The sequence below is a fragment of the Streptomyces sediminimaris genome (assembly GCF_047049295.1).
GTDB classification, from domain to species: domain Bacteria; phylum Actinomycetota; class Actinomycetes; order Streptomycetales; family Streptomycetaceae; genus Streptomyces; species Streptomyces sediminimaris.
Map to the genome: position 1 here is coordinate 8,195,555 of NZ_JBJWOT010000001.1, position 17,468 is coordinate 8,213,022.

The window sequence follows — 17,468 nt, forward strand, 5'->3', positions numbered from 1 at the left end:
TCAGGACGGCGGCGGGGCCGTCGCGATCGCTCCGAGCTGGTGCAGCCGCAGTCCGAGCCGCAGTTCCAGGTCGTTCTCCCGGCGCCAGTCGAGGCCGAGGACGCTGCCGGCCCGGTCCAGTCGCTTGAGCAGTGTGTTGACGTGCACGAACAACGCCCGGGCGGTCGCCGCCACGTTGGTGTGGTGGTCGTAATAGGCACTGAGGGTCGCCACGAGATCGGTGCCCCGTCGCCGGTCGTAGTCCAGGAGCGGGCCGATGGAGCCGGAGACGAAACGGTCGAGTTCGTGGGCCCGTTCGGTGTCGAACACCATGGCGTAGAGGGCGTATCGACCCGTCGTGGCGCCGAGGTCGGTGTGTCCGATCGCCCGCGTCACGGCGCCGCAGCGGCTGGCCAGGGAGTAGGCGCGGGCCCAGTCGTGGTGCACCACCCGTTCCGCGATGACGACGACGGGCCCGCCCAGCGTGCGACGCAGGTGGCGGTGGACCTCCTCGACGGTCCGGTCGTCGTCGGCACTGGGCAGGATCATCGTGGCCCTGCCCAGGTGTTCGCCGGCCAGCCCGCAGCGGTCTTGGGCGATGTCGTGCAGGTGGCGCGAGAGATCGGTCGACGACAGCGCGGGGGAGTCCGCGACCAGGACCAGGTCCAGGCGGTCGGCGTCGATGTTGCGGGCCTGGGTGCGGGCCCGCTGGGCGGGGCTGATCCCAGGGCTGCCGACCATGAGCTCGGTCAGGAGCTCGCCGCTCAGTCGTTCGCTGGCCTCGGCGACGGCCCGCTCCTTGAGGATGAGCAGCCCCACGATGTGGGTGGCCCGCTCCAGGGTCCTGAGGTCGGTGTCGTCCGGCACGCCGTGGCCGTCGGCCTCCTCCCGGCTCCACGCGAGTGCGCCGAGGCAGCTGTCGCCCGCCTGGATGGAGGCCACGCTGTGGGCGGAACCGGCGGAGTCGACCGAGCTGGCGCAGCGGCCCGAACGGTGTGCCTTCCGGACGGCGTCGGCGAGGTCGGTCTCCGACGGGGCGCGGCACGGACTCGACGCCGAGTCCCGGCGGACGAGGACGGCACCGGCCCTGTCGAGGAGTGTCACACTCCCGCCCAGCTGATCGGCCAGGAGCTGGGCGACGTCGCCGGGCGTCCCACCCCCCAGTACCGCCCCGGTCAGGGCTTCGTGGACAGCCTGCGCCCGCTCCATGACGGCCACGTGGTCCTCGATCTTCCGGTAGGCGATCCGCAGCTCCCGCAGGGCGGTCCGGCTCGCCTCGTACAGACGCGCGTTGTCCAGGGCGACCGCGGCGTGATCGGCGAACGCGCTCAGCAGCGCGATCTCGTCGGCCTGGAAGGACCGCTCGGAACGGTCCGCGGCGAACAGGGCGCCCACGGCCTGACCTCGTATCACCAGGGGCACACCGAGGAGCGCGACGAGTCCTTCGGCGGCGACCAGGCGGTCGAAGGCCGGATCGTGGTCGATGAGGGTCGTGGTGACGTAGTCGGGCACCCAGTGCGGGCTGCGGGAAGCCAGCACTTTGCCGCCGAGTCCCACATCGGCCGGTATGCAGGCCGCGAGGAACGAGGCGGAGATCGTCCCCTCCGAGGCCCTGGCCGACAGCCTGCCGTCCGGGCCGACCAGCGAGAGGTAGGTGAAGTCCGTGCTGATGAGGTCGTGCGCGTGGTGGACGATCGACTGCAGCACGTCGTCGAGTTCCCCCAGCGCGGTGAGCGACTTCGCGGTCGCGTACAACGACGCCAGTTCACGCTGCCGGCGCACCAGCGAGTACGGTTCCGCCTCGCCACCGGGGCCACCGACCACAGTGCCGTCCCCTTCGCATCGGGTGGGAGAAAGTCCCACCGGCTCGGCGTGAGGTGTGTGTGATGTACACCTCAACCAAAGGGTAGCGGCGCCCTAGTGTCACCGCCATCACCCTGCTGTGCTCTCGACGAAGGCGGCACGTATGGCAACCCCGCTCGTCCAACCCGAAGGACAGTCCGGCCGGCTCGGCGAGGGCTTGTCCACCACCCGGCGCCGGGCCTCCCGCAGACTGCTGGCAGCGGGACTCGTCGCAAGTTCCATCGAGTGGTACGACTTCTTCCTGTACGGCACCGCGGCGGCACTGGTGTTCCCGAAGGTGTTCTTTCCGCACTCCTCGGCCCTGACGGGGACCCTCCTCGCCTTCAGCACCTTCTGGGCGGGCTTCGTGGCGCGACCGATCGGCGGGGTGCTCGCCGGCCACCTCGGTGACAGATACGGCCGCAAGCCGGTCGTCGTCACCTGCCTGGCGCTCATGGGGACCGCGACCTTCCTGATCGGCTGCCTGCCCAGCGCCGCGGCGGTCGGTGCGGCGGCCCCGGCGCTGCTGGTGGTACTGCGCTTCGTACAGGGCCTCGCGGCCGGCGGCCAGTGGGGCGGCATCGTGCTGCTCCTCACGGAGTCCGAGAGTCCCAAACGGCGAGGATTCGCCGGGACCTTCGGGCAGACCAGCGTCCCCGTCGCAGTGATCATCTCCAACCTGATCTTCGTGTCCGCCAGCGCCCTGATGCCGGACGACGCCTTCCTCAGCTGGGGCTGGCGCATCCCCTTCCTGGTCAGTGTCGTGATGTTCCCGGTGGTCCTCCACATCCAGACCAAGGTCGAGGACACCCCGGAGTTCCGCGCGCTGCGGCAGGAGGTCTCACGGCCGGAGAGCGGGGTGGCCCGCGCCCCGCTGGCACAGGTCGTCCGCAGCGAGTGGCGGACCATCCTGCTCGGCTGCGGGCTCCTCTCAGCCACCAACAGCCTCTTCTACGTCAGCATCTCCGGACTGCTGAGCTACGGCACCGACTCCCTCGGACTCGATCGCAACCCCTTGCTCGCGGTCGTGCTGATCAGTTCCGTGGCCATGCTCGTGACCCTCCCATGGTCCGGCCACATCTCGGACAAGGTGGGCCGCCGGCCGCTGATCCTGGTCGGCGGTCTGGGCGTCGCCGTATGGGCCTTCCCGTACTTCTGGCTCGTCGGCACCGCGTCACTGCCGCTGATCTTCGTCGCGGTGGTCGTGGGCTTCACCTTCCAATGCCTCACCTACGGACCGATCGCCGGCTTCCTCGGCGAGCTCTTCGCACCCGGCGTGCGCTACTCGGGCGCCTCGTCGGCCTACCAGCTCTCCGCGATCGTCGTCAGCGGCGGCACGCCCTTCCTCATGACGGCACTCATCGCGAAGACCGGCAGCACCCTGCCGGTCGCCGCCTACATCACGCTCATGGGGCTGATCACCTTCGCCAGCGCCTGGTTCCTGCCCGAGACGAACCCCGCCGAGATCCGTGACGACCCGCACGCCACCCCCGGCTCCCACCTCTACGGCTGAGGGCGCCGCGCGCGGCGCGGGTCCCCGGCCGGGACGACGCCGGGAGCGCCGTACGAGCAACCGCACCGCGTGCGTACGACATCCAGGAAAGGGACCGCATGAGAAGGCCGACGGCAGGAGACGTGACGAGGTGCCGGCTCGCGGTGCTCGCGACCGCGGTGGTGGCGGTGGGCGCGCTCCGCGTCCTCGGCGCCGGACCCGCCACCGCGACGGCGGCCCCCACCGAGGCCGACGCGGCGACGACGGTGCCGCGGTGCGCCGCACTGGACCGGATGGAGATCCCGGCGTCGGTCATGAGCCTGCCGACGACCGGCGGCCGCGTCGAGGCGGCCGCGGTCAGGACGAGCCAGGTCAGCGGCGAGACGATCGAGTACTGCCAGGTCGACGTGGCCGTCTTCCCCGTCGACCCGTCGGCCCCCGACATCAGGATGCGCCTCGACCTGCCCTACGACTGGAACCGCAGGGCGCTGATGTTCGGTGGCGGCGGCTACAACGGCACCATCCCCGACCTGACGCAGAACGTGCCGTTCGGCCCGGCGGACCAGCCGGTGCCCCTGGCCCGGCGTTATGTGACCTTCGCCGGCGACTCCGGCCACCAGCAGAACCCGGCAGCCGTGCCGACCCTGGACGGGTCCTTCGGGATGAACGACGAGGCCCTGAAGAACTTCGCCGCCGGTGACGCGCTCAAGAAGACGCGCGACGCCGGCCTGTTCCTCATCCGGCACGCCTACGGTGCGGACCCCGCCGAGGTCTACTTCGCGGGAGGCTCGACGGGCGGCCGGGAAGCTCTCGTCGTCGCCCAGCGGTGGCCGAAGGCGTTCGACGGCGTGATCTCCGCCTACCCCGCCTGGAACAACCTCAGCGAGATCCTGGACCTCGGGTATCTGGCACATGTCCTGTCCCGCCCCGGCGCCTTCCCCGGACCCGAGAAGCAGACGCTCCTTCACAACAGCGTCATGCACGCGTGCGACGGCCTGGACGGCGTCCGGGACGACGTCATCTCGAACCCGCGCGGCTGCCACTTCGACCCGCGCACGCTTCGCTGCCCGCACGGTGCCGACACCGGTCCGAGCTGTCTGTCGGACCCCCAGATCAGGGCCGTGACCGCCATGTCCTCCCCGTTCAGGTGGCCGTACCCGATCGCCAGCGGCGAGACCGCGTACCCGGGCTTCCCCTTCCTCTCGGGGGCGGACATGAGGACCCCGTTCCTCGGCTTCGGCACCACCGCACCGGCCGATCCCATGCCCGTGACGAGCGGCTACGGAATGCAGTACTGGGCCCAATGGGTCAAGTACTTCCTGACCCGGGACCCCGGCCACGACTCCCTCGGCGTCGATCCCCGGCATCCCGGCACGTGGCTCGCCCGCATCAGCCACCTCTCCACGATCGAGGACCGCAACGACGCCGACCTCCGCCCGTTCGCCGACGCCGGCGGCAAGCTGATCCTGCTGCACGGCGCCGCGGACGAGCTGGTCTCCCCCCGCTCCACGAACGACTACTACCGCCGGGTGCGCGACCGGCTGGGCGCCCGCCGGACCCGCGGCTTCATGCGGTACTACCTGGTGCCCGGGGCGAACCACGCGAACTTCGGCACGCCCGCGTTCGCCGCCGGCACGGACTCCCTCTCCGCGCTCGAACACTGGGTGGAGAAGGGCGAGCCGCCCACGAACCCGACGGTGGCCGACGTGCGCCGCGACCGCACGCGTCCCCTGTGCGAATACCCGGACTGGCCCAGGTATCGCACCGGCGACCCGGACAGGGCGACGAGCTTCGTCTGCACGCGCTGAGGGCGAAGCGGACGGTGCGGGCCGGCGGTTCACCACAGGGGCGCTGTTCACGGGCCCGCGGACCGGGAAGCCAGGCGGCGTCCCGGCCGCCGGCCGGTGGCTACTTCAGACCGAGGGTGTCCCCGGCCGACACCTTGAGCGAGGTGGTCGTGGTGCCGGGGAAGTACCAGCGCCAGCTGCCGGCCGAGGTGACGGTCACCTTGGTGGTCAGCTTTCCGGCGCTGCCGCTCGTGACGGTCCTCACCGTGCTGTAGTGGGCAGCGCCCTTCTTCTTGAACTGGAGCCTGACCCGCTGGCCGGTGAACCCGTGGTACTTGAGGTCCTCCCAGTCGGCCCGGGCCAGCTTGCCGCCGACGGACACCTTGGCGCCCTTGGCCACCGCCTTCGGCGCGATCACCGTGGTGAGCTGGACGGCCCGCTTGACCTTGTACTCGGCGATGCGGTCGGAGATCCAGTAGTCGCCGTCCTTCGCCCTGACGGTGGCGTCGACCTGCCAGACGCCGGCGACCCTGTTGGTGTCGATGTCGTCGCTGTCGGCGATCCAGCGGGGATCGATGGTCATCGTGGCCCGGCACACCGAGGTGGTGGCGCTCCTCCTCGCGCAGGACGAGTCGCCGTTCCAGGTCGCGAAGGAGTAGGCGTTGGCCCTGTTGAAGGTGCTGACGTGCGTGAGCCCCTTCACTCCCGAGTTGTCCCTGACGGTGATGTCGATCGGGTAGCGGATCGTCTTCGACGTTCCCACGATGACGTTGCCGCCGCGGTTGACGACGGTCTTCACCACCCGGATGTCGCCCCGTCCCTCCGCGTGTGCTCCGGTCGTCGCCGTCAGCACCAGTGCCGCCGCACCGCCGGCCGCGGCCCAGGCCTTTCTGCCTCTCATGGTCCTCCCCTTGACGTGAGCGTGCCAGGAGAGGCTAAGTGATCAGGGGGCTCCCGTGTGCGCGGTTTACGGGCGGCGACCGGCTTCCTCCGGGCGGGGCGAAGCCCGCACCGTCCGGTGCAACGGCCTTCCTGCGGGGCGTCGTTCAGGTGGCCGTGCCGAGGGGCTGACCGGTTCCCGCCTGCGCGCCGGGAGGCCGGGGGTGTCGCCGGCGCCTGTCCCGCATGGGCCAGAACAGGACGTAGGCGGTGGAGACGACGACGAAACCGAGGCGGATCAGGCCGCGGGCCGCGTCACTGGGAACGACGAGGACCGCGCCGTAGAGGGTGATCAGGCCGATCCAGCTCCACCAGGGCACCAGGCGCCGCTGTCCGATCACATCCCACAGCAGGGTGCCCAGCAGGACGGAGGCGGTGTAGTACGTGTAGACGCTGGGGTCCAGGACGATGCGCGCGTTGGCGCCGAGCAGGACGACGGCGGGCCAGCGGCCTCGCCAGACCGCCGCGCACCCCAGCGCCAGCCCCATCGTGGCCTGCGCGGGCCTGTCCCAGGAAGGGGTGCGCGGGTCGTCGACGCCCAGCCAGTGCAGCGCGGAGGCAGGCTGGTTGGGGATCGTGAACCGGGCCGCGGTCAAGGACTGCGGGTCACTGAGGACGAACGGCAGCCAGGCGAGCGCGACCAGAGCCGCGCACCACAGGGCCGCGCGCAGCCGCTGCCCCTTCGGCAGGGCGAGCAGCAGTGGCAGGAAGGCCAGCGCGGTCGGTTTGGAATCCATGGCCAGGGCCAGGAAGACGCCCGTCGCGGCCGGGCTGGCGCGGGTGAGGGCACCCACGGCGAGGGCGGTGAAGAAGAGGGCCAGGACGTCGTCGAGGTGACCGAAGCGCACGGAGACCTCGATCCACATCGGGATGAAGGCCAGGCCCGCGATGAGCACCCGCTGCCGCAGCCGCTGGTGGTTGGTGCCGGTGCCCATCAGGTGCCATGCGGCGCTGCGTCCGGCCACCACCAGGATCAGCAGACCGAGCAGGGACATCACCGCGGCGGCCAGGAACTGCCCGACGGACTCGGGAAAGGGGTTGAACAGGCCCGCCACCACGAAGCTCACGGGGCCCATCTGGAGTTCGGGGTGGTGGGCGTACAGGTTCAGGCCGCCGTCCGCCCTGCCGGAGCCCGCGTAGAGCAACTCCCCGCCCGTACGCAGGTAGTGCCAGGAGAACCCCCCGTGCGGCTGGACCACGGCGAACCAGAGGATGGTCCAGGCGGTGAGCAGCACCAGGTGCACCCGCTGGCTGATGGCCGACACGCTCTCTCCCTATTGCCTCTTGCCGCCCCGCTGGTTTCCCGCATGTCATGCGCCCCTTCTTGAGATGGCCTCAGGGCAGGGCAGGTTGTCGGCCGGAAGGTAAGAAGCGTCACGCAACGCGGCAACGGCCGGACGAAGGGGGCGCCCGGGCAGACGGACGTGGTCCGGGTGAAGGCCACTCGCCCTTTCGTCCGGACCGGTGGCGGGAGCCGGGCAGGCAATTCGGTGCGGGGGCTGCCTGGGTGGCAACCCGGCGGCCGGGGTCAGGTGCGGCGGGCGGCCCAGACGGTGCGCTCGGTGCGTACGGCGAGATCCTCGCGGCGCAGAAGACCGTTCGGGCTGTCGGTGTCCAGGAGTTCGTCGAGTGCGGCGAGGTCGTCGGGGCTGAGAGCGGGGGCGGCGACGTCGCGGATGCGCTGCAGACTGCCGTGCGCGTAGCGTCCGATCGTGTCGCTGCGGGCACCTTCGATGTCGACGATGATGGTGCGCTCGTCCTCGACGGTGAAACCTGCGGCGGCCAGCATCGGGCCCCAGTCGGCGCCGCGGTGCGGAACGTGCTCGGCGTGGAAGCTGTCGGTCGCGGCGTGGGCCCGCTCTTCGAGGCCGGGCCGGCTCTCGGGAGCGTCGGCGGGCAGGAAGCGGGGGAAGGCCGCCAGCTCGACGACGGCGAACAGGCCCCCGGGGGCGAGGAGCTCGTGGACGCTCGCCAGGGCGCGGTCGGGGTCGGCCATGTGGTGCATCGAGGCCGAGGCCCACACCAGATCCGGTCGGCCGAGGTCGGGCCAGTGGTCGCTGTCGAGGTCGGCTCGCACGGTCCGGACGCGTCCCTCGACAGCGCGGGCGCACGCCTTCTCGCGCAGCAGCTGAAGGTGCCCGGCCGAGGTGTCGACGGCGGTGACGTGCGCATCCGGGAAGCGCTCGAGAAGCGCGAAGGTCCCCGCGCCGGTGCCGCAGCCCAGGTCCACGATCAGGCGCGGCTCGTTCCCCAGCGGCAGCCAGGCGGTGATGGACGCTATGTGCTCGGAGAGCACCTCAGCATCCAGATCGAGGAGCGCCGCCTGGCCGGCGTCACCGTGCTCCTGTCGGCTGCCGTGGCAGTGCTCAGGGTGGTGGCCGCCTTCGCCATGGTGGGGGGTGTGCTGGTGCGCTGGGGTCATGGCGACACCGTAATCCCGTCATGCGTGATCCGCGCATTTCCTTGCGTGATAAGCAAGGAGGTGGCGGGGAGTGCTGCCCGGCGCGCAAGGTCACCCCTGATGTCGGAAGCCCCCGCGCGGCCGTGGTCCGCTATGCGCAGGGGCCCTGGACGCCTCCGCGGTCGGCTTCGAAGCCGACCGCGGAGGCGCCTTTCTGGTGGCCACGGCGGGCGTCGCGGTCGAAGATGCCCATGATCTCGCACGCTCCGCCCTCGGCGCCGATGGCGTGGGGCATCATCGTGGGGAATTCCGCGGCCTGGTTGGTCTCGACGCGAAAACGCCGGTGGCCGAGCATGAGGATGGCGGTGCCGGACAGCACGACGAGCCATTCGCGGCCGGGGTGGGCGCGCATGCGGGCGGGATTGTCGGGTGGCGGGTCGGTCATGCGCTGACGCATCACGCTCATGCCGGGGTCGCCCTTCACGGGCCAGCGCATCAGGCCGTGGCTGCCGTCGATCATCGGGCTGATGACGACGTCGTCGGCGGCGTTCTCCACGAGCTGGTCCAGGGTGGTGTCCAGCGCGCGGGCGAGGGTGACCAGCTGATCCAGGGCGAGGCGCCGCCGGCCGTTCTCGATGCGGCTCAGTGAGGACTGGCTGAGGTTGGCGCGGGTGGCCAGTTCCTCCAGTGACCAGCCCTGCGCCACGCGCAGAGCGCGGATCCGTTTGCGCACGAGGCTGTCCAGCTGCCCATCTTCTTGCGTCATAGGCAACATGGTATGCCCTTGATGCAAGGCGGGATTAGCGTCGCCTGCAGAAGGACCAGCACGTCCAGCACGGGGGCCACGTACGACGAAGGGGTGCGACTGGTCTGCGCAGGCTTACCGCCACGCGAGCGACGCGCTGCCCGCCAGGACCGTGGAGGTGGTGGTCATCGGCTCACCGACGCCGTGCTCGACGCCAGACAGGCGACCACCGGCTGACACGTGAGCCCCGCGGCTGAAGCCGCGCGACCGCCCTCCGGCCGGCCGTGCAGCGGGCAAGTCCCCATCTCTCCACCTGGCGACCGGCTTTGCCCCGGCGCTGGGTCGCCACGCCCTTGCGGAAGGAAACCATGAGCAGCAATCAGTCTCCCCGGACGCCGGACACGCCAGCAGGCGCCGGGAGTACGCCGGATGCGCGTCAGCTGCGCGCGATCCTGATCACCGTCTCGCTCGCGCTGATGGCTGTCATCGCCTCGGTGTCAGGGCTGAACGTCGCCCAGACTCACATGGCCGTCGAGTTCGGCGCCTCGCAGACCACCGTTCTGTGGATCATCAACGGCTACACTCTCGCCCTGGCCGCGCTGCTGCTGCCGCTCGGCGCCATCGGCGACCGCATGGGCCGTAAGCCCATGCTGGTCACCGGGCTGGTGGTCTTCGTCGCCGCCGGCGTCGTCGCCGCCCTCGCTCCGTCAGCCGGGGTGCTGATCGCCGCGCGTGTGGCCGCCGGGATCAGCGCTGCAACGATCATGCCGATCACGCTGGCCGTCATCACCTCCACCTTTCCCGAGGAGGAGCGCGGCAAGGCGATCGGTGTCTGGACCGGTGTCGCCGGGGGCGGCGGCATCCTGGGCATGTTCCTCTCCGCCCTGCTGGTCGACGTCGCCGACTGGCGCTGGCTGTTCTTGCTGCCCGTGGTCTTGGTCGTCGTCGCGCTGGCCATGACCCTGAAGTCGGTACCCGACTCCCGCCAACGCTCCCGCCATTCCTTCGACACCGTCGGTGCACTGGTGTCCGCCATCGCCGTGGTCGGTCTCATCTTCGTCCTGCAGGAAGGCCCCGAGCGCGGCTGGACCGCCTCCGTCACCCTGATCAGCCTGGCCGTCGGCATCGTCGCCGCCGTCGCCTTCGTGGCCTGGGAGCTGCACCGCCGCGACGCGTCGCTGCTGGACGTGCGCCTGTTCCGTGAGCGCGGCCTGGCCTCCGGCTCCATCACCCTGCTCGTCGTCTTCGGAGTCCAGGCGGGCATCGCCGTCGTTCTCTTCCCGTTCTTCCAGGCGGTACTCGGCTGGTCGGGACTGCTGTCCACGGTGGCGATGATGCCGATGGCCGTCATGATGATGACGACTTCTGGCCTGGCCCCCAAGATGGCTGCCAAGTTCGGCGCCCACTCGACCATGACCGTGGGCGTCGCCGTGGCCACCCTCGGCCTGGCCCTGATGGCCCTGCTCGTGTCCGTCGACGGCGGCTACCTGTCCATCCTGCCCGGCATGCTTGCCATGGGCATCGGCATGGGGCTGTCGATGACACCCTCCACCGAGGCCATCACCAGCTTCCTGCCCCGCGCCGAACAAGGCGTCGCCTCCGCGCTCAACGACGTCACCCGCGAGTTCGGCACCGCTCTCGGCGTCGCCATGCTCGGCGCACTCCTGGCCAACGGCTATCGCGGTGCCATCGAAGGCAAGCTCGGCGGCATCCCCACGGACGCCGCCGACACCGCCCGCGAAGGCATCGCCAACGCCATCGAGGTCGCACCCAAGACCGGCAGCCACGCGCAGAACGTGATCCAGGCGGCGCAGCAGTCATTCGTCGACGGCTGGCGGCAGGCCATGTGGATCGGCGCGGCCGTCATGGCCGCACTGCTCCTCCACGTCGCCCTGCGCGGCCCGAAGGACACCGCCGCCCTCCAGCCTGATGCCGAGGCAGCTCCGAAGACCGTGGCCGCGGAGAACGCCGGTCGCTGACCTCGCGGAAACCCCGTGCCGACGGAGGACGACGCCGCCCGCACCGCAGACCGATTCCGTCAGGCCGGAGCCCTCCCGGGAACTGGGCTCGACGGCATCATCAGTCGGGTGCGCGGCCGCGGCATGGACCCGTGCGGGTTTCGAGGGCGATGTATCGCAGTCCGCCGGGTCCTGGACGTCGCGTCGACAACGTCTGAGGTCAACGCAGGTAGGCGGTGGCCAGCACGGAGACGGTGACCCGAGCGGGCAGGAGGCCGTCGGCGTCCAGGCCTGCCCGGCTGATGTGGCGTCCGCTCGGCGTCATCGCCACCAGGTCCAGAGCATCGAGCCGGGTGAGGGGGACGGAGTACTCCACCTGCTCGGTGGCGGTGGCCTCGAAGAAGGGGTCCAGCGCCCGGTGCAGGCGCTGTTCCTTGCCGGGGTCGATCGTGACCATCGCGGGCGACAGCCCGCCCAGCTCGGCCAGATGCCGCCCGGTGGGACGGACCACGATCAGCCTTCCGGCCGGGCGCAGCACGCGGTGGAACTCGGCCGGGTTGCGCGGGGCGAACACGTCCAGCACGACGTCGGCCGCCCCGTCGGCCAGCGGGAAGCGGCGGAAGGCGTCCCAGGCCAGCGCCGCGGCTCGGTCGTGGGCACGGGCTGCCGAGCGCAGCGCGCGCACCGACGTGTCCAGACCCAGACCGCGGGCTGCGGGCAACCGGTCGAGTACGCCGGACAGGTAGTAGCCCGTGCCGCAGCCCACGTCCACCACCGTCGTCTGCCCGGGCACGGCGTGGACCGCCAAGCGGGCCGCGGCTTCACGAACGGGCGCGTAGGCGCCGGTGGACAGGAAGCGGTCCCGCGCCCGGACCATGGCCGCGTCGTCGCCGCTGGTGGCGCGGGTGCCCGTGAGCAGGCCGGCGTAGCCGTGGCGGGCGATGTCGAAGGTGTGGCCCACCGGGCAGCGCAGCGCGCCGCGGTCCGGACGGAGGCGGTGCGTGCGGCACTGCGGGCAGCACAGCACGTCGAGGCAGCGTTCGAGGGCGGGGGGAAGCGAGACGGGCACGAGGCACTCCTGGCGAGGATGAACGGAAGTGACCGTGCCTGCACGTGAGTTCAGAGCGCCGCTGCCGCACGAAGGAGCGGGCGGCCGAGAACACGGTTCACGCGGCAGGCACACCGAGGAGGGCGACGCCGTACGGCATCGCCCTCAGTGCCGTCCGATCACAGGAAGCAGTGGTGCGGGGTGCTCATGAATGCCACGACCTGAGTCTACGAGCCTCGGCGAGGCCCCCTCCTCCCGTCCGAGCCGGGCGGGCGTTCGGAGCATGCCGCGCGTCACCTGTCCGGGAGATGGCCGCCCTGGCCGGGCTCCCGGGCCGGGAGGCGCCCGCGGCGCACGTCCACCAGTCACCGCGGGCAGACGGCTCGCCCCGGGACCGGAAAGCCGAACGACCCCGTGGTGCCCGGTGAGATGAGCCGTTCGTCCCTCACGACGTGGTCACCCGGCCCCGGTCGCACGGGCCTGACGGGCCGCATCCTGGAAGGAGAAGGGGAGGCCGGCCATGTCTGGAATCCCGCCCGATCCCGCTCTGCACGCCCGACTCGCCCGCTGGGTGGCCGAAGGGCTGCTCGACACCCGCTCGGCGGAGCGGATCGAGGCCGCCGAAGAGGTACGTGCGCCCTTCGGCCCGGAGCCCGCCGGGAGTTCCGGCGCGCTTGTGGACGCCGGCCGCATGCCGCTGGTCGTCGAGGCGCTCGGCTACCTGGGCGCGGCGATGGCGATCGTCGCGGGCTTCCTGGCCGTGGACCGGTTGTGGCCCGGTGTGCCGGCCGGGGCGCAGGCCGCCTTCGCGGCGCTGGCCGCCGCCGTACTCGGTATCGCCGGCGCGCTGCTGCGTATCGCGGCCGAGCCCGCCCTCGTACGGCTGCGCAGTGTGCTGTGGCTGCTGTCCGCCGCCGCCGTGGCGGCGTTCGTGGGCGTCCTCGCCACACGCGTCGGAGACTTCGCGGCGCAGACCAGCGTGCTGGCCGCCGCCGGCACGGCGGCGGTGTACGCCGCGGTGCTGTGGCGGTACGCGCCGACACCGCTGCAGCATCTGGCGCTGTTCGCGGCCTCCACCATCACGCTGGCCTCGGGCGTCGCCTGCCTCGGCCACGACGTACCGCTGTGGGCGCCGGGGATCGCCGTCTGGCTGATGTCCGCCGCGTGGGCCCTCGCCGCGCACCAGGACCGGCTGCCGCCGAGGACAGCGGGATACCTTGCCGCCGCGCTCGGCCTGCTGACCGGTGCCCAGATGGCCATGGACGTGCCGGCCGGGCACGTTCTGGCCCTGCTCACCGCCGGCGCCCTGCTGGCCTCCGGGGTGGCCCTTCACCGGGTGTGGCTGCTGGCGCTGGGCGCGTACGGCGCCGTGCAGACGGTGCCGCAGACGGCGGAGCGGTACCTGCCCGGTTCGCTCGCCGCACCGCTGTCCGTCCTCACCGTCGGTGTGGTGCTGCTCGTCCTCGCGCTGCTGCTTGCGAACTGGACGAAATGGAGCAAGTGGGCAAAGTGGACCGGGCCGCCCGGGGCGGGAAAGCCCCCGCGGCCGGCCGGCTGACCGGCCGGGCGCGCGGGCGGCGCGGGCGGGGCGGCGGGACGCCCGCCGTCTGTGCCCCGCTGTCTGTGCCCCGCTCCGTTCCGGTGCTCCGCGGCCCGAGAGGCCGGCGGGCTCGGATCTCCTCCGGCGCCTGTCACCCGGCCGTGAGGACCGCCTGAGCCGAAGGTGGGCGCTGTGCGCGCGACCGAGCGCGTGGCCGGGGTGTTTCGCGGGGTCGGACGGGTTCCGCGCGGTCAGGTCGGTTTCCGGTCGGGCGGGTTTCCGGTCAGGCGGGTTTCCGGACCGGTGGGGGAGGCGTCCGCCGTCGCCGGGCCGCGCGTGGTGGCGCGGGGCGAGCCGGTCGCGGGGACGGTGGGACCCGGCGCAGGGCCGACCGGCCCTCGCGCGGGGTGTTGCGTAGCCGATATGCAGAGAGGAAGCGACGGGCTTCACGCCGAGACCCGTCGTGCGGAGCGCCGACCGCGGCTGCGGAGGATCTCCGGCCGACCGCGTCGATGACCGCCGCGCCGCGTTGCCCGGCTCTCCGCGCAGGACCACCGGTGCGCGGCCAGTCCATCCCCGTGCACCGGTCTCCTGCCGTACGGCCCCGAGACCTGTCACATCAAGACCGCTCCCCGGTGACCAGGGAGGACACGATGTCCGAGCGGAAATCATGCCTGCGGCGACCGGGAGCCCGTCTGCTCCCCTTCATGGCGGTCACCGCCGGGCTGGCGTTGTACGCGCTGCGGCTACGGCCGCGACTGCTGACCTGGGGTGCGACCTGGGACGAGACCGCTCGCGCCTATCCCGGTGACGAACTCTTCCCCGACGCCGACGGGATCTCGACCATGGCCACCACCCTCCCGGCGCCACCCGAGAGGGTCTGGCCCTGGCTGGTGCAGATGGGAGGCGACCGCGGTGGCTGGTACAGCTGGGACCTGCTGGACCACTTCGGCGAACCCAGCGCGGATCGCATCGCGCCCGAGTGGCAGGACCTGGAGGAGGGGCAGCGGCTGCGGGTGACGCGGGACGGCCGGTCCTGGTTCACCGTGGCCCGCCTGGAGCCGAACCGGACGATGGTGCTGCGTTCGGACCTCAGCCTGCCCTCCGGCCACTCCTTCGACCCCGAGTGGGACGCGTTCCCGATGGCGCGCATGGACGGGGTCTGGGGCTTCCACCTGCGCCCGACGGCCGATGGGAGGACCCGCCTGGTGGTCCGCACCCGCGGACAGGGCCGCCCGCGTCGGCTCACCCGCCCGTTCGACCTGCTGCTCGGCGAACCCGCCCACTTCATCATGCAGACCCGGCAGTTCCACAATCTGCGTACCCGGGTCGCCGCGGCGGCCTGACACGCCTGCCGGCCTCGCGGGGCGCGGAACTACTGGGCCCGTTCGCGTACCACGCGGGCGATGTCCAGGCCGCGGACCACGCGGACCGCGGGAATCTGCGACAGCAGCGACGCCGCGAGCACGGCGACGGCGGCGGACAGCAGGGCGGCCCAGCCGAGGGTGAGTTCCATGTCGAACATGTCGCTGCTGAAGGACCGCAGCGCCGCCCAGGCCGCGGCCGCTCCCGCCGCCAGGCCCAGGGGCACGGCGACCAGGGTGGCGGTGAGGTTCTCCATGGCGAGTACGCCGGCGATGCGGCGCAACGGGACGCCCGCCGCACGCAGCGTCGCCAGTTCGACGGTGCGTTCGGCGACGTTGACGGTCATCGTCACGTAGATGACGGTGAGGGCGAGGATCGCGCCGAGGACGAGCATGATGCCGACGAAGAGCCAGAACAGCGACAGATACTTGTCGAACTGGTGCCGCAGGGCCTTGGCGTCGGTGTAGGCGACCACGCCGTCCAGGTTGCTGATCGTGGCACGGGCGGTGTCCCGCGCGTGTGCGGTCGCGCCGCGGTCGAAGCGCAACTGGTAGGAGTCGGCGTCCGCGCCGGTGAGCGCGCGTGCCGTGCTGTCCGTGGCGTAGACGAACGTCCCCAGAGGTTCGTCGAGCAGGCCGGCGAGACGGGCCTGGCGCCGTCCCGCGCCGGGGGAGTCGACGGTGATCGTGTCGCCGACGCGGACGTGCAGTCGGCCGGTGATCGCCTTGCCGGCGAGCACGCCTCGGTCCGGCAGGCGCCTGGTGGTTCCGCCGGGCCCGCGGAAGCCGTGCATGGCCGTGTCCCGCCGGTATCCCATGAGCGAGGTGGCGTAGGAGCGGCCGTGGGCCGAGACGGTCACCGGCACGGTGGTCACCGCCTCGACGCGCGCGACCCCGGGAACGGCGCGCAGCCTGCCCTCCAGGCCGGCGGCGTGGGCGCCGGCCGTCACCGTGGCGTCCTCCTTCTGCACCGTCCCGTACTGCACGCTCATCATCGAACGCATGCTGGTGATCATCCCGACGGAGGCGAGCACCAGGACGAGGGAGAGCACGGTGCCGGTCATGGTCGCCAGGGTGCGGCGCCGGCTGCGGGTCAGCTCGCGCAGCGCCAGCCGGGCGGCGAGCGGGAGCCGGCGCGCCCGGGCGATCGCACGGCTCCAGGGGCCCGGTCGCTTCAGGGTGCGGACGTCTCCGCGCATGGCCTCGGCCGGTGCCTCGCGGGATGCGGCCAGGGCCGGGGCGATGCCGCCGACGAGGCCGACGAGCAGGCCGAAGGCCAGACCGGCCGCGGCGACGGGCCAGCGGTGTTCGATGACGGTGTCCGGGACCTTCAGGGTGCCGGTGTAGGCGCGGGTGACCGCGTCGGTGGCGAGGGTGCCGAGTACGAGCCCCGCGACGGCCCCCGCGGAGCCGGCCAGGGTGCCGTGGCCGAGGTAGTGGCGTACGACGAGCCGGCGCGGGGTGCCCGCGGCGAGGAAGGTGGCGATCACCTTGCGCTCGGAGAGCACCAGGCGCGTGATGAGCACGTACGCGGCGACGGCGGCCGCGGCCAGGAACAGCAGCGGGAACGTCAGGCCGAGTTGCTGGAAGCCGGTCAGGTCCTCCTGCAGCGTCGCCACCGAGGCCTGTTCGGAGCGGGGCGTGACGTCGGCGGCGCCGGCCGCGCGCAGGTCCGCCGCCACTCGCCGCGTCGTGGCGGTGCCGCGGGCGTCGTCGCTGAAGCGCACGAGCGTCTGGCTGCCGGCGTACGGCCCGGCCAGGCTGCGGGCGGTGGCCTCGGGGGCGAAGAGCACGGCGAAGGAGTGAGGGTCGTTCAGGACGTCCTGGCGGTTGCGGGCGGGCCACAGGTACTCGGCCGAGTCGACGACGCCGCGGACGGTGACGGTGCGCCAGGCCGATCCGTCGAAGGCGTGCAGCCGGTCGCCCGGCGACAGCTTGAAGGTCTGGGCCGCGTGCCGCTCGACCAGGACCCCGGTGGGGTCGCCGGGAGCGAGGTAGCGGCCGGAGGTGACGTCGACGCGGTCGACCGGGGGCTGGACGCCGGCGGGCATGCCGACGACCCGGCCCAGCAGTTTGTCGCCGCCGATGCGCAGCGGCAGATCGCCTTGCGTGCGGGTGGCCACTGCCGCGACACCGGGGGCGCTGCGGGCGGCCGCGGCGACCTGCCGGGGACTGCCGCCGGCCGCGGTCACGTCGGCGAAGCGCAGCCGGGCGTAGGTGCGGTCGTAGGAGGCACTGAGGTTCTGGTAGGCCTCGTAGCTGGAGATGAACAGCACGACACCGACCAGGACGGTCACCGCGATCGCGGCGAACTGGGGAAGCCGGCGGAGCAGATCCCGGCGGGTCTTGGTGAACAGGATGCGGTTCACGTCC

The 17,468-nt window shown here is 72.0% G+C and carries 12 protein-coding genes; 5 read left to right on the forward strand and 7 right to left on the reverse strand.

What is annotated here, in order from left to right; genetic code table 11:
• Positions 1–1,803 carry a helix-turn-helix domain-containing protein gene (locus ACJ9NR_RS37405; RefSeq protein ID WP_412492755.1) on the reverse strand — a complete coding sequence of 601 codons (1,803 nt, stop codon included), beginning with the start codon at positions 1,801–1,803 and terminating at the stop codon, positions 1–3.
• Between the two features lie 142 nt (positions 1,804–1,945).
• Here ACJ9NR_RS37405 and ACJ9NR_RS37410 point away from each other — a divergent pair, with 142 nt between their 5' ends.
• Positions 1,946–3,334: an MFS transporter gene (locus ACJ9NR_RS37410; RefSeq protein ID WP_412492756.1), complete on the forward strand. Its 1,389-nt coding sequence runs from the start codon at positions 1,946–1,948 to the stop codon at positions 3,332–3,334.
• Between the two features lie 122 nt (positions 3,335–3,456).
• Positions 3,457–5,121: a tannase/feruloyl esterase family alpha/beta hydrolase gene (locus ACJ9NR_RS37415; protein ID WP_412492757.1), complete on the forward strand. Its 1,665-nt coding sequence runs from the start codon at positions 3,457–3,459 to the stop codon at positions 5,119–5,121.
• Positions 5,122–5,221: 100 nt separating this feature from the next.
• Here the strand turns inward: ACJ9NR_RS37415 and ACJ9NR_RS37420 are convergent, their stop codons facing one another.
• From ACJ9NR_RS37420 to ACJ9NR_RS37435, 4 genes are all read right to left on the reverse strand, one after another.
• Positions 5,222–6,001, reverse strand: a complete 780-nt coding sequence (locus ACJ9NR_RS37420) for a hypothetical protein (RefSeq protein WP_412492758.1) — start codon at positions 5,999–6,001, stop codon at positions 5,222–5,224.
• Between the two features lie 145 nt (positions 6,002–6,146).
• Complete coding sequence (locus tag ACJ9NR_RS37425; RefSeq protein ID WP_412492759.1) at positions 6,147–7,304, reverse strand: hypothetical protein; 1,158 nt, start codon at positions 7,302–7,304, stop codon at positions 6,147–6,149.
• A 263-nt stretch (positions 7,305–7,567) separates the two neighbouring features.
• Positions 7,568–8,461 (reverse strand): methyltransferase, encoded by an 894-nt coding sequence (locus ACJ9NR_RS37430; RefSeq protein ID WP_412492760.1) that lies wholly within the window; start codon positions 8,459–8,461, stop codon positions 7,568–7,570.
• A gap of 130 nt (positions 8,462–8,591) precedes the next feature.
• Positions 8,592–9,206 (reverse strand): helix-turn-helix domain-containing protein, encoded by a 615-nt coding sequence (locus tag ACJ9NR_RS37435; RefSeq protein WP_412512760.1) that lies wholly within the window; start codon positions 9,204–9,206, stop codon positions 8,592–8,594.
• A 347-nt stretch (positions 9,207–9,553) separates the two neighbouring features.
• Here ACJ9NR_RS37435 and ACJ9NR_RS37440 point away from each other — a divergent pair, with 347 nt between their 5' ends.
• Positions 9,554–11,164: an MFS transporter gene (locus tag ACJ9NR_RS37440; protein WP_412492762.1), complete on the forward strand. Its 1,611-nt coding sequence runs from the start codon at positions 9,554–9,556 to the stop codon at positions 11,162–11,164.
• Between the two features lie 199 nt (positions 11,165–11,363).
• On the opposite strand, the gene ACJ9NR_RS37445 is transcribed toward ACJ9NR_RS37440, so the two are convergent.
• Positions 11,364–12,212 (reverse strand): methyltransferase domain-containing protein, encoded by an 849-nt coding sequence (locus tag ACJ9NR_RS37445; RefSeq protein ID WP_412492763.1) that lies wholly within the window; start codon positions 12,210–12,212, stop codon positions 11,364–11,366.
• 499 nt (positions 12,213–12,711) lie between these two features.
• Here ACJ9NR_RS37445 and ACJ9NR_RS37450 point away from each other — a divergent pair, with 499 nt between their 5' ends.
• The gene (locus ACJ9NR_RS37450; RefSeq protein WP_412492764.1) at positions 12,712–13,749 is read left to right on the forward strand and encodes a hypothetical protein; all 1,038 of its coding nucleotides are present in this window, start codon (positions 12,712–12,714) and stop codon (positions 13,747–13,749) included.
• Between the two features lie 689 nt (positions 13,750–14,438).
• Entirely contained in the window at positions 14,439–15,077 is a 639-nt protein-coding gene (locus ACJ9NR_RS37455) for a hypothetical protein (protein WP_412492765.1), read from the forward strand.
• 29 nt (positions 15,078–15,106) lie between these two features.
• On the opposite strand, the gene ACJ9NR_RS37460 is transcribed toward ACJ9NR_RS37455, so the two are convergent.
• On the reverse strand, positions 15,107–17,464 hold the full coding sequence (locus ACJ9NR_RS37460; RefSeq protein ID WP_412492766.1) for an ABC transporter permease: 2,358 nt from the start codon (positions 17,462–17,464) through the stop codon (positions 15,107–15,109).
• Positions 17,465–17,468 lie beyond the last annotated feature (4 nt).

What these genes read in the sequence shown, in the direction of transcription:
- ACJ9NR_RS37440 (WP_412492762.1), top strand. Translation starts at nt 9,554, where the DNA reads ATGAGCAGCAATCAGTCTCCCCGGACGCCGGACACGCCAGCAGGCGCC.
- ACJ9NR_RS37430 (WP_412492760.1), bottom strand. Translation starts at nt 8,461, where the DNA reads ATGACCCCAGCGCACCAGCACACCCCCCACCATGGCGAAGGCGGCCAC.
- ACJ9NR_RS37410 (WP_412492756.1), top strand. Translation starts at nt 1,946, where the DNA reads ATGGCAACCCCGCTCGTCCAACCCGAAGGACAGTCCGGCCGGCTCGGC.
- ACJ9NR_RS37450 (WP_412492764.1), top strand. Translation starts at nt 12,712, where the DNA reads ATGTCTGGAATCCCGCCCGATCCCGCTCTGCACGCCCGACTCGCCCGC.
- ACJ9NR_RS37435 (WP_412512760.1), bottom strand. Translation starts at nt 9,206, where the DNA reads ATGACGCAAGAAGATGGGCAGCTGGACAGCCTCGTGCGCAAACGGATC.
- ACJ9NR_RS37455 (WP_412492765.1), top strand. Translation starts at nt 14,439, where the DNA reads ATGGCGGTCACCGCCGGGCTGGCGTTGTACGCGCTGCGGCTACGGCCG.
- ACJ9NR_RS37420 (WP_412492758.1), bottom strand. Translation starts at nt 6,001, where the DNA reads ATGAGAGGCAGAAAGGCCTGGGCCGCGGCCGGCGGTGCGGCGGCACTG.